The sequence below is a fragment of the Sulfitobacter sp. SK011 genome, assembly GCF_003352065.1.
GTDB lineage: Bacteria > Pseudomonadota > Alphaproteobacteria > Rhodobacterales > Rhodobacteraceae > Sulfitobacter.
Genome location: NZ_CP025803.1, coordinates 3360905 through 3380210, shown reverse-complemented (window position 1 = coordinate 3380210; position 19306 = coordinate 3360905). Strand labels below are relative to the sequence as shown.

Annotated in this window: 16 protein-coding genes; 5 read left to right on the top strand and 11 right to left on the bottom strand. The window is 56.8% G+C overall.

From position 1 onward, the window contains the following. The first annotated feature begins 5 nt into the window (after nucleotides 1-5). Nucleotides 6-1445 carry a mannitol dehydrogenase family protein gene (locus C1J02_RS16560; RefSeq protein WP_162798404.1) on the top strand — a complete coding sequence of 480 codons (1440 nt, stop codon included), beginning with the start codon at nucleotides 6-8 and terminating at the stop codon, nucleotides 1443-1445. Between the two features lie 50 nt (nucleotides 1446-1495). Then, nucleotides 1496-2431, top strand: coding sequence for a carbohydrate kinase (locus tag C1J02_RS16555; protein ID WP_114879567.1), 936 nt, complete (start codon nucleotides 1496-1498; stop codon nucleotides 2429-2431). Between the two features lie 101 nt (nucleotides 2432-2532). Here the strand turns inward: C1J02_RS16555 and xylA are convergent, their stop codons facing one another. The 4 genes from xylA to xylF form a co-directional block, all read right to left on the bottom strand. Further along, a complete protein-coding gene (gene xylA, locus C1J02_RS16550) occupies nucleotides 2533-3834 on the bottom strand; it encodes a xylose isomerase (protein ID WP_114879566.1) in 1302 nt (433 codons plus the stop codon). A 66-nt stretch (nucleotides 3835-3900) separates the two neighbouring features. Then, a complete protein-coding gene (locus tag C1J02_RS16545; RefSeq protein ID WP_114879565.1) occupies nucleotides 3901-4650 on the bottom strand; it encodes an ATP-binding cassette domain-containing protein in 750 nt (249 codons plus the stop codon). Further along, nucleotides 4650-5942: a sugar ABC transporter permease gene (locus C1J02_RS16540; RefSeq protein WP_114879564.1), complete on the bottom strand. Its 1293-nt coding sequence runs from the start codon at nucleotides 5940-5942 to the stop codon at nucleotides 4650-4652. The genes C1J02_RS16545 and C1J02_RS16540 overlap by 1 nt, the downstream gene beginning before the upstream one ends. Nucleotides 5943-6093: 151 nt before the next feature. After that, a complete protein-coding gene (gene xylF, locus C1J02_RS16535) occupies nucleotides 6094-7122 on the bottom strand; it encodes a D-xylose ABC transporter substrate-binding protein (protein ID WP_114879563.1) in 1029 nt (342 codons plus the stop codon). 202 nt (nucleotides 7123-7324) lie between these two features. Here xylF and C1J02_RS16530 point away from each other — a divergent pair, with 202 nt between their 5' ends. Continuing rightward, on the top strand, nucleotides 7325-8599 hold the full coding sequence (locus tag C1J02_RS16530; protein ID WP_114879562.1) for an ROK family protein: 1275 nt from the start codon (nucleotides 7325-7327) through the stop codon (nucleotides 8597-8599). Further along, complete coding sequence (locus C1J02_RS16525) at nucleotides 8596-10080, top strand: CRTAC1 family protein (RefSeq protein ID WP_114879561.1); 1485 nt, start codon at nucleotides 8596-8598, stop codon at nucleotides 10078-10080. The genes C1J02_RS16530 and C1J02_RS16525 overlap by 4 nt, the downstream gene beginning before the upstream one ends. On the opposite strand, the gene C1J02_RS16520 is transcribed toward C1J02_RS16525, so the two are convergent. Next, nucleotides 10077-11402, bottom strand: a complete 1326-nt coding sequence (locus C1J02_RS16520; protein WP_114879560.1) for a cytochrome-c peroxidase — start codon at nucleotides 11400-11402, stop codon at nucleotides 10077-10079. The genes C1J02_RS16525 and C1J02_RS16520 overlap by 4 nt on opposite strands. 219 nt (nucleotides 11403-11621) lie before the next feature. Between C1J02_RS16520 and C1J02_RS16515 the strand changes: the two genes are divergently transcribed. Beyond that, on the top strand, nucleotides 11622-12404 hold the full coding sequence (locus C1J02_RS16515) for an inositol monophosphatase (RefSeq protein WP_114879559.1): 783 nt from the start codon (nucleotides 11622-11624) through the stop codon (nucleotides 12402-12404). Here the strand turns inward: C1J02_RS16515 and C1J02_RS16510 are convergent. From C1J02_RS16510 to C1J02_RS16485, 6 genes are all read right to left on the bottom strand, one after another. Continuing rightward, nucleotides 12392-13465: an ABC transporter ATP-binding protein gene (locus C1J02_RS16510; protein ID WP_114879558.1), complete on the bottom strand. Its 1074-nt coding sequence runs from the start codon at nucleotides 13463-13465 to the stop codon at nucleotides 12392-12394. The genes C1J02_RS16515 and C1J02_RS16510 overlap by 13 nt on opposite strands. Before the next feature lie 9 nt (nucleotides 13466-13474). Further along, nucleotides 13475-15688 (bottom strand): iron ABC transporter permease, encoded by a 2214-nt coding sequence (locus C1J02_RS16505; RefSeq protein ID WP_114879557.1) that lies wholly within the window; start codon nucleotides 15686-15688, stop codon nucleotides 13475-13477. Between the two features lie 2 nt (nucleotides 15689-15690). After that, nucleotides 15691-16713, bottom strand: coding sequence for an ABC transporter substrate-binding protein (locus C1J02_RS16500; RefSeq protein WP_114879556.1), 1023 nt, complete (start codon nucleotides 16711-16713; stop codon nucleotides 15691-15693). A gap of 96 nt (nucleotides 16714-16809) precedes the next feature. Next, nucleotides 16810-17403, bottom strand: a complete 594-nt coding sequence (locus tag C1J02_RS16495) for a histidine phosphatase family protein (protein ID WP_114880663.1) — start codon at nucleotides 17401-17403, stop codon at nucleotides 16810-16812. 54 nt (nucleotides 17404-17457) lie between these two features. Next, nucleotides 17458-18570 carry a Gfo/Idh/MocA family protein gene (locus C1J02_RS16490; protein ID WP_114879555.1) on the bottom strand — a complete coding sequence of 371 codons (1113 nt, stop codon included), beginning with the start codon at nucleotides 18568-18570 and terminating at the stop codon, nucleotides 17458-17460. A 7-nt stretch (nucleotides 18571-18577) separates the two neighbouring features. Next, nucleotides 18578-19288: a GntR family transcriptional regulator gene (locus C1J02_RS16485; protein ID WP_114879554.1), complete on the bottom strand. Its 711-nt coding sequence runs from the start codon at nucleotides 19286-19288 to the stop codon at nucleotides 18578-18580. Nucleotides 19289-19306 lie beyond the last annotated feature (18 nt).

Sequence of the window (19306 nt, the reverse complement as noted above, 5' to 3'; positions counted from 1 at the left end):
ACGATTTGCCCGCTTGCGTGGGTCGACCGACCTATGCACGTGATCGGTTGAGCGCGGGTATCCTGCATATTGGCATTGGCAACTTTCATCGGTCTCATCAGGGTGTCTACCTCAATGATCTGCTGAACGCCGGGGGTGATCCGGCCTGGGCCATTCGCGGCGCGGGGGTGCGTCAGCCGGATGCGCAGATGCGGCAGATGTTGTCAGAACAAGACTGGCTTTATTCCGTCGTCGAGGTGGACCATGAAACCTACAAGGCCGATGTTGTCGGCGCGATGATCGACTTTGTTGACGTCGCGCCAAAAGGCAACGCGCCCCTGATTGCGGCGATGACCGACCCGGTGACCAGAGTCGTGTCGCTGACAGTGACCGAAGGCGGCTATTTCGTGGATGCCTCAACCGGCAGCTTTGATGTCTCACACTCTGACATTTCCGCAGATATCGCGAACCCTGCTGCGCCCAACACCGTCTTTGGGGCGATCCTTGCCAGTCTCGCGGCGCGGCGTGCGGATCGTGTACCGGCGTTCACCGTGATGTCATGCGACAACCTGCCCAGTAATGGCGACGTGGCGCGTGCGGCGATCATGGAAATGGCCCATGCGCTTGATCCTGATCTGGCAAATTGGATCGCAGATAACGTCAGTTTTCCCAATGGGATGGTCGACCGGATTACACCAGCCACGGGGGCGCGGGAACGCGACCTGTTGCGCGCCAAGTTTGGCATCAAAGACAACTTTCCAGTGTTTTGCGAACCTTTCCGGCAATGGGTGCTTGAGGATAAATTCGTCAATGGCCGCCCCGAGTTTGAGCGTGTCGGCGTCACCCTGACGGACGACATTCACGCCTTTGAACGGATGAAAATCCGTCTGTTGAACGGGGGCCACGCGATTTTGGCCTATCCGTCCGCCTTGATGGGCATCGAATTTGTGCATGATGCGATGGGAAATGACCTGATCCGCGGATACCTGCGCAAAGTGTTGAGCCATGACGTTTTGCAACACGTAGACCCGGTGCCGGGGTTCACGCCCGCGCAATATCTGGACTCGATCTGTGAGCGGTTTGAAAACCCCGGTGTGGCCGATACAACCACGCGGCTTTGTCATGATGGATCGAACCGTCAACCGAAGTTTGTCATTCCCTCCATCCGTGATGGTTTGGCGGCGGGATATGTGCCAGAGGGGCTGGCGCTTGGTTCGGCGTTGTGGTGTCAGTATTGCAAAGGGCAGACGGATGCGGGCCACCCCATTCCGGCCAATGATCCTGACTGGGACAACCTGCAGACCGCCGCGCGCCGCGCCGAGGTCGATCCTGCGGCGTGGTTGTCGCAAGAAGATATCTATGGGGCTCTTGGGCGTCATGAGGGGTTTGTTGCGGCGTTTGCATCGGCTCTGAATTCGGTGCAAACCAAGGGTACTGAAGACACATTGAAAACCTATTTGGCCTGAGCCTATGCCTTTCGGGACAGGACAGGCCTATGCGGCAAAAGGGGCGGGCTATGATCATCTGTTGCGGTGAAGCGTTGATTGATATGATCCCGTCCGTGGACGCGGCAGGCAAAGACGCGTTTACGCCGCATGCGGGTGGCGCGGTTTTTAACACTGCGGTTGCGCTTGGGCGTTTGGGCGCGCCTGTCGGTTTTGTGTCGGGGATTTCAACCGATCTGTTTGGTGACATGCTGCGGCAGGGTCTGACCGACAGCAACGTCGATACCGCAAATGTGGTGATGTCTGATCGCCGATCCACGCTGGCGTTTGTGACACTCAAGAACGGGCAGGCGAGCTATCTGTTTTTTGATGAAAACAGTGCCGGGCGGATGTTGGATGCGAAAGATCTCCCTACTATTCCTGACGCAACCACGGCGCTTTACCTGGGCGGTATCAGTCTGATCAATTTGCCTGCTGCGGATTTCTATGTGGCCCTTGCAATGCGCGAGGCGGGCAGAAGGGTGATCATGGCGGACCCCAACATTCGGATGAATTTTGTCACTGACGAAACGGCATACCGCGCCCGTCTGGAACGTCTGATTGCCCATACCAACATCCTGAAAGTGTCGGACGAGGATCTGGATTGGATCGTCCCCGGCCCGCTGTCGATGCTGGAAAAAGCGGACATGCTGTTGAACAGGGGGCCGCAGTTGGTGATTGTCACCCGTGGCAGCCAAGGGGCAACCGGGCTTTTTGGGACGGACGGTGTTGTTGAGGTGCCCGCACAAAGCACCACGGTGGCTGATACAGTTGGCGCAGGCGATACCTTTAACGCAGGTGTTCTGGCGCGGCTATCTGAGCAGGGTTTGCTGAGCACGGACGCCTTGCAAAACATCACGGGCGAACAGGTTGCCTCGGCTTTGGCGATGGGTGCGAAGGTTGCAGGCATCACCGTCAGCAGGCACGGTGCAAATCCACCCTGGGCGCATGAGTTGGATGGCGCGTAAGGCGTGTCGCCTGAAAAACCTGCGCCAGCGATTTCAGAGCCTGATCTAATGTTGCCCATCAAGGCCGACCCTGCGCCGCAGGGTGTCGGCGATCATGCGACTTAGAGATATCGGTTCACTAGATTTTCAAGCCGTTCCTGACGTCCGGACTTTGGCTCAGGGTTGATGCCCTTTGCGACCACGTGGTCATGGATTTTTGCAAGGTCGCTGGTCATCAGCGATTTGCCCGCATCGGTATCCCAGCCTGCGTAACGCGCAGTGCGCGCGGCTTCGAGCTTGCCGTCTGTCAGCATCGCTGCAGCGGCCTTGAGCCCGGCCGCACAGGCATCCATGCCGCCAACATGCGCAAGGATCAGGTCCTCGGGGTCGAGGGATTGGCGGCGTAGTTTCGCGTCGAAATTCGTGCCCCCGGTGGTAAATCCGCCCGCCCGCAGGACCTCGTAAAAAGCCAATGCCATCTCTGGTACATTGTTGGGAAACTGGTCGGTGTCCCAGCCGGATTGATAGTCATTGCGGTTCATGTCGATGGACCCGAAGATCCCCAATTCACGCGCCAGTGCCAGTTCATGTTCAAACGTGTGACCTGCCAGAATGGCATGGCCCTGTTCGATATTGACCCGCACTTCGTTCTCAAGGCCAAAGTCCTTGAGAAATCCGTAAACGGTCGCCACATCGTAATCGTATTGGTGTTTGGTTGGCTCTTGCGGTTTGGGTTCGATCAGGATGGCACCTTTGAACCCGGTCTTATGTTTGTAGTCGACAACCATCTGCAACATGCGGCCCGCCTGTTGGCGTTCGCGGCCCATGTCGGTGTTGAGCAGGGTTTCATAACCTTCGCGTCCGCCCCAAAGGACATAGTTTTCGCCCCCCAGTTTGATCGTGGCATCCATGCAGGTTTTTATCGTCGCCGCCGAAAAGGCAAAGACATCCGGGTCAGGATTTGTGGCAGCCCCAGCCATAAAGCGGCGGTGTGAAAACAGGTTCGCAGTGCCCCAAAGCAGTTTGAGCCCGGTGTCGTCCATCTTTTGGCCAAAGTAATCGACAATTTCTTGGAGGTTTCTGGTGTTCTCGGCAAAATCCGCACCTTCGGGGCGTACGTCGGCATCGTGGAAACAGAAATAGGGAACACCCAAAATCTGAAACATCTCAAACGCCACATCCGCTTTCAGTTTGGCCGCTGCCATGGTGTCGTCGAACCACGGGCGCTGAAAGGTCTGGCCGCCGAAGGGATCGCCACCGGGCCAGGCAAAGGAATGCCAATACGCACAGGCAAAGCGCAGATGGTCCTTCATTGGTTTGCCCATCACCACTTCGTCAGGATTGTAGTGACGAAACGCAAAATCGCTGTCGCTCTCCATGCCCTGATAGGTGATCCTGGGGATACCTTTGAAAAAGTCAGTCATGGCACAGGTCCTTTCGTAGTTTGATCGGGACAAGAACGACGAAACCAATTTGAGAAGGGTTTCGGATTACGCCGCGGCTTTTGGGTTCTTGCCCAGAATGATCATCGACAGAATATCATCTTCGGTCACATCTTCTACCCGTTCAGTGCCAACCAGCTGGCCGTTTTTCATCACCGATACCCGGTCACAGAGTTCCATCATTTCGCGGGTGTCGTGGCTGATCAGGAAAATCCCCAGACCTTGTTTTTTCAGCTCGCCGATCAATTCCGCCACCATCGCGGTTTCATGCACCCCAAGGGCCGCGGTAGGTTCATCCATGATCAGGATCTTGGCGTTGAAATAAACGGCGCGCGCAATCGCAACTGATTGCCGCTGGCCCCCTGACAGGGCCGATACCGGCTCTTTCAGCTTTTTGAAGTTTGGATTGAGACGCGCCATGATCTTGCGGGTTTCTGCCTCCATCCGGCTGTCATCAACAAAGCCGAACGGTGTCGTCAACTCGCGGCCCAGAAACAGATTGGACGCGGCATCAAGATTGTCGGCAAGGGCGAGCGTTTGATAGATCGTCTCAATATTGTAATTGCGGCTGTCGCGCGGTGAATTGATCGTGGCGCGTTTGCCTTCGATCCAGATTTCGCCAGAATCCATCTTGTAAGCACCCGACAGCATCTTGATTAGGGTCGATTTGCCCGCGCCATTGTGGCCCAACAGGCCCACAACTTCGCCTTCGTGCAGTTCGATGCTCACGTGATCGACCGCTTTGACACCGCCAAATGCAATCGAGACGTTCTTCATTTCAACCAATGGCGTTGTCATTATTTCGCTCCCACTCGCTTGCGGTATTGAATGTCGATCCAGACGGCCAGCACCAAAACAGCGCCCACGACGATGTTCTGATAGGGCGCGTCTACCCCGACCATGGCCATGCCCGATTGCAGCGATTGCATGATCAGGGCACCGATGATGGCCCCGTAAATGGTGCCAAGTCCGCCGGAAAGTGCGGTCCCGCCAATCACGGCTGCGGCAATCACCCGAAGTTCGTCCAGCGTACCGATGTCGTTTGTATGATACCCCAGACGCGCCGATGCCACGACGCCCGCAAGCGCAGAGAGAACCCCGACCATCGCAAAGATTTTGACCGTCAGCAGGCGTGTGTTGATGCCCGAAAGTTCTGCCGCATCCGGGTTGCCGCCGGTTGCAAAGATGTAGCGCCCCAGGCGGGTGCGCAGTGCGATCACGGTCATCACAATCGCAACAGCGATGAGAACGAGGACGGAATAGGGCAGGCCGTATGCGGCAACACAGCCTTCTGCGACCTCACATCCAAAGGCCGCGGGATCACGTGCAATAACGCGTTCCGGCACAGTGTAGGCGTTCAGGACCGCCACGAAGCCAAGGATCGCTGCGGCGATAAAGCCCATGACCAACATCTCTGCCCACGCGGGTTTGACCGGAAAGCCATGTGATTTTTTTGTGCTGCGTCCCGACCACAGGGCATAAAGCGCTACGACGGTTGCAAGCAGGCCCACGACCCAGCTCCAAAATGACCCAAGCGTGCCGTTGATGCCGCCAAACAGCAGGAAGGTTTGATCAAGGGGGCCGATTGTGGCGCCGTCCGTCATCCACCACCCGACGTTGCGCCAGATCAGCAATCCGCCCAGCGTCACGATAAAGGCGGGGATCGCCTGATAACCGATCAGCCAACCCTGGGCACCGCCGATGACGGCGCCGGTCAGCAGTCCGATCGCGATGGTGATCCAAGGGATCATCGGATGGCCCAGTTCCAGTCCCAGAATTTGCGGCAGCCATTCAGTCTGGGTCATGCCCATCACGGCCGTACAGGTGGCCAAAAGCGCGCCGACCGACAAGTCGATGTGGCGGGTCACAATCACAAAGACCATCCCGGTGGCCATGATCGCCACTGAAACTGTTTGGATGGTCAGGTTAAAAACGTTGCGCGGGGTCAGGAAACGACCCTCCGTCAGCACGTTGAACACGAGACAGACCAGTACAAATGCACCGATCATCCCCAATAGCCGGGTGTCGACTTCCAATGATTGCAGGAAGCTGCGTTTTGACTGTGTTTGGGGGGCGTTTTGGTCAGACATGGGATGTCTCCATCGATATTCAGCGGCGATCAGCCGGAATGCTCAGGCTGACAAATGTCCGTGATGCGAAATGGGCGAAGGGGGTGGACCCCGCCCGCAAGCGGGGTCCCGTGCTGGTCGGTCAAGCCGACCAAACGCTTCGTCAGTGGGTTTAGTTACAGGGGGCCGGGCCGCCTGATACGCCTTGGCAAAGTGCCTCGACCGTGATCCAGCCCGCATCCGTTACGACCTGCAGGTTGGCAGCTGTGATCGGCACCGGTGCCAGGAACATCGAATTCATTTCGGTGCCACCTGGTGAGGTCCATTTGCTTGACCCGTCAACGGTTGCCGCGCCATCGGCTGCCAAAGCGGCGGCAATCTCGCCTGCGGCTTTGCCCAGTTCACGCGCGTCTTTCCAAACCGAGACGGTTTGGGTGCCAAGTGCCACACGGTTCAGTGCTGCGTGGTCGCCATCCTGGCCGGACACTGGAATGCCTTCCATGCCTTGGGCTGTCAAAGCGGCGACTGCACCACCGGCGGTGCCGTCGTTGGATGCCACAACCGCGTCAACCTTGTTGTCGTTGGCGGTCAGGATCTGTTCCATGTTGCGCTGTGCGTTCGCTGGCAACCAACCATCGGTATACGCCTCATCCACGATGGTGATCGCGCCGCTGTCGATCGCAGCTTGCAGCACTTCTTGCTGACCGCCGCGCAGGAAGTCGGCGTTTGGATCGGTGGGCGAGCCCTTGATCATGACGTAGTTGCCTTCGGGCTGTGCTTCGAGCACGGCGCGCGCCTGCATCCGGCCAACTTCGACGTTATCGAAGGTCAGATAGAATGCGCGGCTGTCTTCGATCAGGCGGTCATAGGCGACCACTGGAATGCCTTCTGCATCTGCTGCGTCAACGGCTGGGCCAATGGCGGCTGCATCTTGCGCCAGAATGATCAACGCATCAGCGCCCTGCGCAATCAGGCTTTCAACGTCTGAAAGTTGCTTGGCGGATGATGATTGTGCATCGGCTGAGACATAGGTTGCGCCAGCCGCTTCAAGAGCTGCCTTGATCGCCGCTTCATCGGTTTTCCAACGTTCTTCCTGAAAGTTTGACCAGCTGACGCCGACGGTTACGCCGTGGCCATCCGCAAAAGCTGCGCTGCCGAAACCAGACACTGCGACCGCAGCCGCGATTACATATTTGTTCATTGTTATTCCTCCCATAGGTGTGTCCTCTGTATAAAACAGACAACGAGCCTTGCGACTCACTGGCCAGATTGCACATATTTAATTCAGTTTGCAAAGTAAAAATTGACCGTAACAGGCGAAAATATACGAAAAGACTTTCCAAACGTGGTTTTTACCGCCAATATCCCCTGAATTGCGCTGCGCAGGCTTGGATTAAATTCAAATGGTGAAATATATAGACGACACAGGGGCCAAGACCTCGAAACTGGCCGGGTGTGGCCCGTTGTTACAACGCAGCAAGGCCAGCGATGCACCGCTCAGACAGCAGGTATTTCAGCATGTAAGGGCCAGCGGGCGTGCCGCACGTGCCGACATTACGCGGGCATTGGACATAAGTGCAGGCAGCGCAACAACGCTTACCGCTGACCTGATTGCTGCGGGCATTTTGCGCGAAGTGGAGGAGCAGGCGCGCGAACAGGCCCGCGGGCGCCCGCCCGTCGCATTGGAGGTCGTGCCGGATGCGGCGTTTGTCATCGGGATCAAATTGTCGTCGAAACGGCATTCGGCTGTTTTGGCCGATTTCGCCGGCAATGTTGTAACCACAGCAACGGCCAAGTCATCTGGGAAAAGGCGCAGCGCGGCACAATTGCTTGATGAAATCGCCGCTTTAATTGAGCTTGTGCTGAAAAATGGCGGAAAACGGGCCGCTGATATTGATGCGGTTGGTATCGGTGTGCCGGGCATCGTTGATCATGCCAGTGGGCTGATTAACTGGTGCTCTCTTTTGCAGGACACCAATCAAGACATCACTGTGGGGTTTGCCAAACGGTTCAACATGCCGCTTTTCCTCGACAACGACACCAACATGCTGACCCTTGCCGAATTGTGGTACGGCGATGGGCGTGACATGACCGATTTTGCCGTCGTGACAATCGAAAATGGCGTTGGCATGGGGCTGGTGGTCAACAATCAGCTTTACCGTGGGACACATGGCGTGGGGCTTGAGCTTGGCCATACCAAAGTACAGCTTGATGGCGCACTTTGTCGTTGTGGTCAGCGCGGGTGCCTGGAGGCCTATCTGGGAGATTATGCCCTGACCCGAGAGGCCGCAACCGCGTTGGGCCCCGATGTTGTCGAAGGCAAAGACCCCGAGGCGTTGCTGGCGGTATTGTTTCAACATGCAAAGGCCGGGAATTCAGCGGCTGAGACGATATTCAACCGTGCGGGTCGTTATCTGGCTGTTGGGCTGTCGAATGTGGCGCAGCTTTTTGATCCGCCGTTCATCATCCTGTCGGGGGATCGGATGCAGTATGATTACTTCTATGCGGATGAGGTCTTTGCAGAAATGCAAAAGCTGACGCTTTCTGATGTGCGCCAGCCCTGCAAGATTGTGGTCCATGAATGGGACGATCTGGTGTGGGCACGTGGCGCGACAGCACCGGCTTTGGCCGCACTGACCAACACGATGGCCGGTGGTCTTGAGATGCCCGGCGCATGAAATACGCTGCATATCTCATGTGCCTAATGGCGTGGCCAGCCGTTGCTGATCCAAGGTTTGAAAACAGATCGGATCAATTGCCGACCCATGTTTATGATGGTGGATGGGAACATTTTGTCGGCGGTGGGCTGGCTGTTTTTGACTGTGATGATGACGGGTTGGCGGATATTTTTGCGGCAGGCGGTGAAAGCCCGGCGAAAATGATACGCAATGAGGGCGACTTCAGGTTCTCAGAGGTTGCCATTCCCAAGGTGCTGGGGGTGACTGGTGCCTATCCGATAGATCTGGACGCAGACGGTTTGATGGATCTTTTTGTGCTGCGCGTTGGTGCCAATCGCGTTCTGAAGGGGCAGGGCGGATGTCGGTTCACCGATGCGACAGAGGCGATGGGCATTCCGCCGGCAGACACATGGAGCACCGCGTTCACCGCATGGTGGGAAGACGGCGCGGACCGCCCCACCTTGGCGATTGGAAATTATGTTGATCGGACCGACCCTGACGGGCCATTTGAGGCTTGCGATGACAATGTGATCCTGCGCCCCAAACCGCAAGGATATGCCGAAAATGTTCTCACGCCCGGGTTTTGCCCATTGTCGATGCTGGCAGCGCGTGATGCGCGGGGCCGGCCAACCCTGCGTCTGTCCAATGACCGGCACTATTACGTCAAGGGTGGTCACGAGCAGATGTGGGACATCGCAGAACAGCGATATCTTGGCTCTGAGGACGGTTGGAAAAATGTCGCCCTTTGGGGCATGGGGATTGCCAGTCGTGATTTGAATGCGGATGGCCGCGACGAAGTCATGTTGACCTCAATGGGGGATCAACTGTTGCAATTTGCCTTGCCGGACGGCCGCTATGCAGCCGCAGATTATGCCATCGGAACCTATGCCCAACGCCCGCATGTGGGTGACGATGGGCGGCCTTCAACCGGGTGGCATGCCGAATTTGGCGATATTGACAATGACGGGCGCGCTGACCTTTTCATTGCAAAAGGCAACGTCGACCAGATGCCGGGCATGGCGACGCGCGACCCGAATAACCTGTTGATGCAGTCGGATGATGGTTTTTTTCACGAGGTGGCCGTGAGCGCAGGTGTCGCAACAACCGATCGGTCGCGGGGGGCTGCTTTGGTTGATTTTGATCTGGATGGGCGTCTGGATCTGATCGTGTCGAACCGCCGCGCCGCGCTTGAGCTTTATCGAAATGTGACGGCAGATACTGGCAACTGGATCACCGTGTCACTGCACCAGTTAGGCGGAAACCGCGATGCGGTGGGCGCGGTCATGACGGTGCGGTCGGCAACATTAACCCAAACGCTGCAACAGGTGATTGGTGGTGGTCACGGGGGCGGGCAAATGTTGCCGCGCCACTTTGGTTTGGGCGCGGACGTGGATGTGCAGATTGAGGTTGAATGGCCGGACGGCACCAGATCAACCCATCAGGCAATGGCGGGTGACCGGGTTCGTTTGACCAAACCCTAATCGACCCTTGGTACGGCCAACCCGCTGGGAACAGTTTTCGGGATACCCAAACGGCCGGTGATGGCCACCGGGTCCGTCAGGGTGTCAAGGAAGGCCACCAGCGCGGCAATATCGCCGGGGGTCAGTTCCACGGGTTCGGCCTGAACTGCGGCGGCGATTTGCTGAACCTGGGCGGGGTCATCAAGCACCGCGAAATCCTCGGACTTGAAATTTGGCAAAACAGCCTGGGTGCGGTCATAGCGGGCCAAGCTTTCTGCCGGATTTGCATGATCTGCAATAAACCGCGACAGATCTGCGTGCGCGCCCGCGTGTCCGTAAGGGGCGGTCAGAGCGATGTTACGCAAAGAGGGAGTGCGAAATGCAAAGCGATCTGTGGCGCGCCCGGTCACCCGAAAACGGCCCTCGTCGCGCTGATGATCCTCAAATGTTGCGGCCTTGCCCGGCCCTATCTGTGGCGCGGCCATCGCGTGAAACTGGTGGTCGGTCAAAAATGGGCCGCCGTGGCAGGTGGCACAGCCCGCCGGTCCATAGAAAAGATCAAGACCGTCCTGTTGCTGGCCCTTTAGCGCACTGGTGCCACGCAATACCTCATCAAAAGGCGCGGTATCGGAACGCCATTCAAAGGCAATAAACGCCGCAATTGCATTAGCGATGTCCGTGAACGCAATGTCATCTGATTGAGCGATATGAGGATACACTGAGGCAAAATCATCGGCGTATGCGGGGAGTTCCGCGACGCGACGTGCCAGCAGATCCCAAGCGCCGTCCGGTCCGGTGATCCGCCCCTGCCGGACAAGGCGGGCAATGTCATTTTCGGCGTAGGAGCCCGCCATTTCATCACGGCTGAGCACCGGAAACATGGTTTGCGCCGCCAGGACAGATGCAAATCCGCTTTCCATATCGGCGTCCATCGGGGTGCGAATGCCACCGGGGCGGGTGGGGTCCGCCTCAAGCCGACCGTCGTGAAACAGCACGGTAAATTCGGTCGCTCCAAGATTAAAAAGGCCGGGGGAATTTCGGGGAATGCGGTCTTCTGGCCGGTTTTTGGGGTCTGCATGCCGATTTGGGCCAAGCCCGATCCCGCCATCGCCCAACGACAATGACACCCCATCAGACGTGCCAAAATCGGGATGATGGCAGGTCGCACATGCCGTTTCCCGATTGCCGGACAGGATCGGATCGTAAAACAGAAGCTGCCCCAGCTTTGCCTCTTGCAGATCAACGGGCATGAATGCGGCATCATCAACTGGTGGCGGCAGGGTCTGCGCGCCGGCGAATGATACAATCGACAGAAAAAACGCTGCGGCCAGTGGAAAGTGCATGGATGAGACCCTGTTGGGTAGGAGTGAGTGCGCGCTGATGCGTGCCCGAACAGGGTCTTACAGTTGCGGGTATGTTGCCGAATATCAAGCTGTCAATTCGTGGAGAATGCGCAACACAGAGGGTATATCTTTTTCGGCGTGGATATCCTGAGCAACCGCTGTAGTCTGATCACGTTGGCATGCGCATATGGCGTCAGCCCAATCTAGGGAGCACTTGCGATGAATAACCGGGCGCAAAAAGCCGTCGAAATCGCGACGGATGCAGGCGATTATGCGCTTGATTTTTTCCAACGTGTCGGGTCGTTAAAAATCGAAGACAAGGGCCATCAGGACTTTGTGTCAGAGGCCGACAAGGCGGTTGAGCTTTTGGTGCGCAAGGGCATTGAAGCGGCGTTTCCTGAGGATGGGATCGTTGGTGAGGAACATGCGCCAAAGCCGTCGGTTTCGGGATACACCTGGGTCATCGACCCGATTGATGGCACCACAAATTTCATCAACAACATTCCTGCCTGGACGGTGGTGATCGCGATTGTGAAAGATGACAATACGATTGTCGGCGTGACCCGAGACCCCATTCACAACGAGACCTATCTTGCGGAACGCGGCAAGGGGGCATCCCTGAACGGCACCCCGTTGGTCTGCCCGCCCGACGCTGACCTCACACGCGGGACGGTTGGGACCGGATTTTCCAATCGGACCAGCCCGGACGGGGTGCGGCGGCTGATCAACGAGGTGCTGAATGCAGAAGGTGTATTTCACCGCAATGCCTCTGGCGCGCTTTCGCTTGCCTATGTCGCGGCGGGGCGGCTGCTTGGCTATGTCGAAGAACATATGAACGCGTGGGATTGTCTGGCAGGTCAGCTGTTGATTGCAGAAGCAGGGGGGCAGATTGAGCTGCAAAGCGCAGATGAGATGATCGTCAAAGGTGGGCGTGTCGTTGCAGGAAGTAAGGGCGTATTTGATGAATTGGTGCGGATCGCAGACGCCGCTTACACACCCTGATCCTTGGGCAAGAGAACCGGGCCGATCGCGTCGAGCCCGACGTTGATGGTGCTGCCAACGGCAAGCGGTTCATCGACGTTTTCACTCACCGCAAAGATTTCTCCGAAGCCTGCTCTCAACGTATATTCCATACGGCTGCCGACATAGGTTGCTTTCTCAACCTGCATCTCAATGCCATTGGCGGCCCCAAGTTTCAGCCGTGTCGGGCGCACGGCAAGTTGCGCGGGACCCGCCGACAGGCCGCGCGAGGGTAGGCTGTGTTTGAAGCCTGCGATGTCGATTTCCGCGGTCTCGTTTTTTACCGAGATAACCTCGCAGGGGATGATGTTGGCCTCGCCAATAAAGTCGGCCACAAAACGATCTGCGGGGGCATCGTAGAGCTGTCGTGGTGTTCCGATCTGCGCAATCCCGGCGTTGCGCATGACCACGATTTCATCTGATACCGCCAATGCTTCTTCCTGGTCGTGGGTCACATAAACCACGGTCAATCCAAGGTTCTGCTGAATTTCGCGAATCTCCTCGCGGACCTGACGCCGCAGCTTGGCATCAAGGTTCGACAGGGGTTCATCAAAAAGCAGAACTTGCGGTTCCAAGACCAGCGCGCGTGCGACCGCGACCCGTTGCTGTTGTCCGCCAGACAACTCAGACGGCAACCGGTCGCCGTAGCCTTTGAGGCCGACAAGGTCCAATCCCTGCGCCGCGCGGTCCTTTGTCTCGGATTTGTCAAAACCCGAAAAGCCCAAGCCGTAGGACACGTTTTCCATCACGGTCATATGGGGAAACAGGGCATAAGACTGGAACACCATCGACACATCGCGGTCGGTCGCGGGAAGCAATGTCACATCCCGGTCTCCGATCAGGATCGCGCCTTTGGTGGCCATTTCCAGCCCTGCAATCATCCGCAGTGTCGTCGTCTTGCCGCAGCCCGACGGCCCCAACAAGGTGACCAGCTTGCCCGCTTCGATCTCAAGATTGATGTTGTCCACGGCAACCACGTCTTTGCCATAGATCTTAGTGACATTGCGAAAGCTGACCGGCGACGCTTTGGAATTAATGCTCATTTCAGGTCCTCAAACATTGGTATGCGACTGGGTCATGCGCCGCCCGATTTTTATGCGGCCAACCACCAATTGCATTAAAGTAACCACGCCCAGCATCACAAAAATCAGCGTGGTGGAATAAGCAATCGCAAGCCCGTAGTCGTTGTTCTCGACCCGCCCGATGATATAGCTGGTGGCCATGTCGTATTCGGCTGACACCAGGAAAATCACCGCAGAAATGGCCGTCATCGCGCGCACGAAGCTGTAGACGAGGGCGGCCAGAATTGCCGGGCGCAGTAGCGGCAGAATGACCCGGCGGAATGTCTGCCATGAATTGGCACCCAGCGTCAGGGATGATTCATCAAGCGATTTATCAAGCTGCGACATCGACGCGATCCCGGCCCGCACACCCACCGGCATGTTGCGGAAAATAAAGCTGACCACCAGAATGATGCCGGTCCCGGTGATTTCAATCGGGGGCACGTTGAAGGCCAGAATATAACTTACCCCGATGACCGTGCCGGGTATGGCAAAGGACAACATCGTGCCAAATTCAAAGGCGTTCTTGCCTGCAAATGTTTGTCGGGTCAGCAGGTAGGCGGTGATCAACCCGACAATCGCGGTGAGCGGAGCGGCAATCGCTGCAATCTTTAGCGTTGTCCAAAAGCTGTCCCATGCAGCCCCGGACCAACGAATGCCTGCATCCTCAAAGCGGAAAGAAAATGCGGTGACGTAGTGTTTGAATGTCAGCGTGTTGTTGACGCCCCACAGTTCGACCACTGAGCCGTAAAAAATCATCGCATAGATCACGACTGTGAAAGCGGCCCAGATCATCGCAAGGACAAGAACCGGGACCGACAATGCGCGCGGCATATGTGGATGCACGCCGCTGTCGCCCTTGCCCGATACGGTGGTGTAGCTCTTTTTCCCAAGCCAGAACCGCTGTGCGTAGAATGCGCCAAGTGTAAAGCAAAGCAGTACCATGGCCAGCACCGCCGCTTTGCCCTGATCATATTGTGCGCCGACGATGGCAAAAAATATTTCGGTCGAGAGCACGTCGTAATTGCCCCCCAAGACCAGCGGGTTGCCGAAATCGGCCATGCTTTCAATAAAACCCAGCAGGAATGCATTTGCCAAACCGGGCCGCATCAACGGCAGGGATACCGTTTTGAACACCTGCCATTTTGATGCCCGCAGCGTTTGTGCTGCCTCCTCCATTGAGGGTGATACGCCTTCGACGACGCCGATCAGGACCAGAAAGGCGATCGGGGTAAAGGCCAGAACCTGTGCGATCAGAACACCCGGGAGCCCGTAAAGCCACCGTGTTGGTTGGGTGCCAAACAATTCCGAAAAGTACACATTCACTGACCCGGAGAGGCCAAACAACAAGATCAGCGCAAGACCAATCACAAAGGGTGGCGTGATGATCGGCAGGACGGTCAATGCCCGCAGCGCGCGTTTGTACCGGAACCCTGACCGGGTCACGACAAGCGCGAAAACCAACCCCAATGCTGTCGTGAGAAATCCAACCATGACGGCCAAAAACAATGAATTCCACGCGACACCGCACTTTGCCCCCCATAGGCAACCAAGGCCCCAGAGCCTGTCATCAAAGAATTTCGAGGCAAAGACCGCGATGGAATAGCCACCGTCTTCAGTGATGAACGCCGCTGTCAGCATCTTCGCGATGGGGAAGAAAACAAACACGGTGACGATCACCACCACGCCGCCAATCGAGCTGACAACGAACACATCGCCGTTGATTGCACCGCGCGCGGCGATGCCTTGGGTGAAGAGGAACAGGAAGGCTGAGGCGACGATCAGTGCGCCATAGCCCATGCCGAATTGCCGGTCGCCAAGGTCGCCATATAGGGCTGACGCCCATTCGAAATTCCACCCGCGAATGCCAATTGCAAAACCCTGCAAGATCAACCAGCCAAAGCCAATAGCCCCGGCAAGGATCAGGATTTTCGCGTAAACGGGATCTGTCTTGCGTTTTTTCAACACTGCAAACGGGGCCAGCAGAGGCACGATCAATGGGGCCAGCCACAGCTTTTCGCCTTGGGCAATCAGGAACGCGCCGGGGGCGTAATCCGCGTCAAACGGATAGCCGTCCGTGAGCCATTCAAACGTGAAAAAATCCTCCACCCCGTACCAGGGGAGGAGGAAAAAGCCGACCAACCCGGCAATGATCCAGAAGACCAGAACCGAGTTGGACGTTTGCTCAGATGTAATGGTGCGCACTTTTACTGCGGCAGCACAGACACCTCATCGTCCCACTTTTTCAACAAACGCTTGCGTTCATCGGATGAACCATAGGTCTTGAAGTCATAGTCAATCAATTTGATCGAACTCATGTCAGGTGCGCTTGGCGATGTTTCCGCACCGACATTTGAGGGCACCTGAAACGCCTTCACCTGAAGGGCAAGATTTTGCGCTTCAGCGCTGAGCGCCCAGTCGTAGAACTTTTTGGCCTCTTCCATGTTCCGCGCGCCTTCGATGATCGACATGGAGCCGATTTCATAACCGGTGCCTTCGGCAGGTGCGACCACCTTGACCGGGAAACCGGACACCGCCTGGGCCACGGCGTCGTGCATGAATACGATGCCGATTGTGGTCTCACCGCGCCCTGCGGCCTTGATCGGGGCAGAGCCGGATTTGGTATATTGGTTGATGTTCGCGTGCAGGCCTTTCATGTAGTCAAAGCCGCCGTCTTCGCCAAACAACTGCACCATCGTCGCTAGGGTCGTATAGGCTGTGCCGGATGAATTTGGGTTCGCCATCTGAACGTGGCCCTTGTATTCAGGTTTAGTCAGATCGGCCCAGGACGCCGGTTCAGGCAGGTTGTTCGCGGCCAGCAGGTCGGTGTTGTAGCCATACCCCAAAGCGCCAGAGTAAATTCCAATGGTTCTGTTGCCAGCGCTTTCAGCCTGAGAGATTGCCCAAGGGTGCAATTGGTCACGCATGGGCGAAATATATTCTGCGGTCAGCCCTTCTTCGGCTGCCTGCAAATGCGGATCGCCTGTGCCGCCCCACCAGACGTCGCCCTTGGGGTTTGACGCCTCGGCCTTGATCTGTGCAAAGGTTTCGCCGGATGATTTGCGGGTCATCGCAACGTCGATCCCTGTTGCATCCTGAAAGCTGTTGGCCATCAGCTGGCACCATTCTTCTTGCGCGCTGCAATAGAATGTCAGCTTTTCTGCCTGCGCGCTTCCTGCGGCTGCAAACGCGAGCGCGGACGCGCCCAGCATCAATTTCAGTGTGTTCATCGTAATTCCTCCCAGAGCTTTTTTCTTTTTTGTGACCTTAGGTTAAGAACCGGCATGCGATCTGGCAACAGATTTGTGAAGGCGGCCGTTGGCGGTTCAAGGGGCCTGTAACGCCAAGGCTTCGATTGTGCGCCAGCCGGAAATGGGTGTTTGATTGGCGTAGGAGAGTTCGAAAAATGACCCACCGCCCGGTGGCTGGTCGTGGATACGGCTGATCAGCAGGTTCGCCAGATGACAATAGAGCAGGGTGCCAACCGCCCCGTGACCAACAAAAAGAATGTCACCGTCGGTCGCAGAGCGCAGGCTGTCAAAAAACGCGGCCACGATCCGCGACTGTGCCGCCCTCGCTGTTTCCCAGCCATGATAGCTGATCGTTGGGTGTGCAAAGAATTCGTCAGCGGCGGTTTCAAATGCATGGCTGGGCAAATATCCCGTCGCGCTGCGGTCGTTTTCATGCATGTCTTCGCGCAGGATGATGTCGCATCCCAAAGCCTCGGCCAAAGGCGCGGCTGTTTCGCGCGCTTTGGTTTCTGCGCTGCTGATGATGGTCGTTGTGCCGGTCAATGCACCCGAAGCGGCAAGCAATGCCATGCGGGAACGGCCAAGATCACTGAGCAACCATTTGCGTACATCCAGTTCAGGATCAATCAGGACCTGTGGATGGGTGATATAGCGTATCTTTTCAAGCATGATCATCACTTGCTGAAAGATGTATGGCAGTACGGACTGTGACCTGCGCGCCTCTCACTTTTCGAACCAATCTGCCAGTTCAACAGCTTTACCTGTCTGCGCACTTTGCTGGGCTGCAAATCCCATCAACACGGCCTTTTTGCCATCATCGAGACTGACGCCGGGCGCATCAAGCTCACCGCGCACCAACTTCAGAAACAACTGGTGTTGATAAAAGGTCGATCCGTTGTGATCGCCCGCGTCCAGCAAAGCGGGATCAACAGGGATCGGGGTGGTGCGCGGGCCGCGCGGGTCACGGGGGCTTTCGATCAGCAAAGGCGTCGGTGGCGCACCCAGATGTTCCGGCCAGAACCGCCCCGGACCCGGTACCCTGGCTTCGAGCTTGCCCAGTGGACCAACGGCCGAAATCTCTTCCTGAAACTCCGCACCTTCTGCGAACATACACAACTCCAACATCGCGCGCGCACCGTTCTCAAAATCAACGATGACAAAGCCATTGTCGATGATATCTGAGTGCACGCCATCGTAGGTCTCATCCAGATGGTTCACGTCCTGCCCAGCCGAGGCCATGATCCGCACAGGTTCTGCCCCGATCAGCAGCCGCATCAGGTCAAAGAAGTGACAGCATTTTTCAACAAATGTGCCGCCGGTCTTGGCATTGAACCGGTTCCAATCGCCGACTTTGGTGAGGAAGGGGAAGCGGTGTTCACGGATCGTCAGCATCTTGATCCCGCCTGTGGCCTGCACCACCTGATGGGCAAATGCAGCGATGGGCGGCATGAAGCGATATTCCATCGCGACCCAGACGGGGGCAGGGTAATCTCGCTCGAACTCTTCTAACGCGGCCAAATCAGCAATGTTGGTGAACAAGGGTTTTTCCACAAGAATGGGCAATGTGCGGGTGGCGGCGATTTCGCAAAGCTGTTCCATATGGCAAAAGTTTGGACTGGTGATGACCAGACAATCCACATCTTCTTGGGCCAAGAGGTCGACCAGAGAGTTGACAGGCCGTGCGCCAGGGGCCGTTTCTAGGGCAGAGGCAGCCATCTGCGGGTCTGGTTCAAAGATCACTGTGACCCTTGCATTGTCCAGCAAAGCGATGTTGCGCAGGTGTTCGTGGCCCATCATGCCGCAGCCGATCATGCCGTATCTGATTGTGGTACCCATGGATTTCTCATTTCAATCGTTGGACGTATTGTGCCTGTTTGGTGTCAAACCACGTGCGGGAGTATTCGACCGGCATCGGTGCATCTGCCCAGCTGAGCCGTTCGATAAATCCGGTCGTTGTGGCAGGGCGCACTGGAAAAAGGGTGGGGGCCCAGTTGGGTACTGTGTCGATGCTGACGTAATCTTCGGCGCGCGAAATCCACAGATCCAGCTTGGTGCGGTAATGGTGATAAAGAGACTCTGACAACCCACCGGCAGTTACGATTCCCGCGCTTTCATCCAGCCAGATTTCCTCGATTGCGACAATTGTATCATTCAGGTAGCGCAATCGGCGGATGCGGGTTGCCTGAGTTGATGTGCCAAATGCGGGCAGGTCTTTCGGTTTGGTCAGCAAGGCCACATCCAAGACATCCGCCCGGGGCAAGCCGCCACCCTTGCGCAATTCGAGCCGGAACATGGCATAGACACTGTCGACCGCATCGCCCTGTCTGATGTAATTGCCAGACCCTTGTATCCGTTCCAGCAGCCCCTTTTTTTCAAGCTCATTGAGCGATTTTCGCAAGGTTCCGACCGAGACATTGAAGCCCGCTGCCATCTCTCGCTCTGGTGCCAGACGTTCCCCGTTGATCAATCGCCCTGATGCAATTTCGCGCATCAGGAACTCGCTGATCTGCACGAACCGGGGCAAGGCGTGCGGTGGGTGGTCGGTATAGGCCATCGAAGGTCTGCCTTTCAG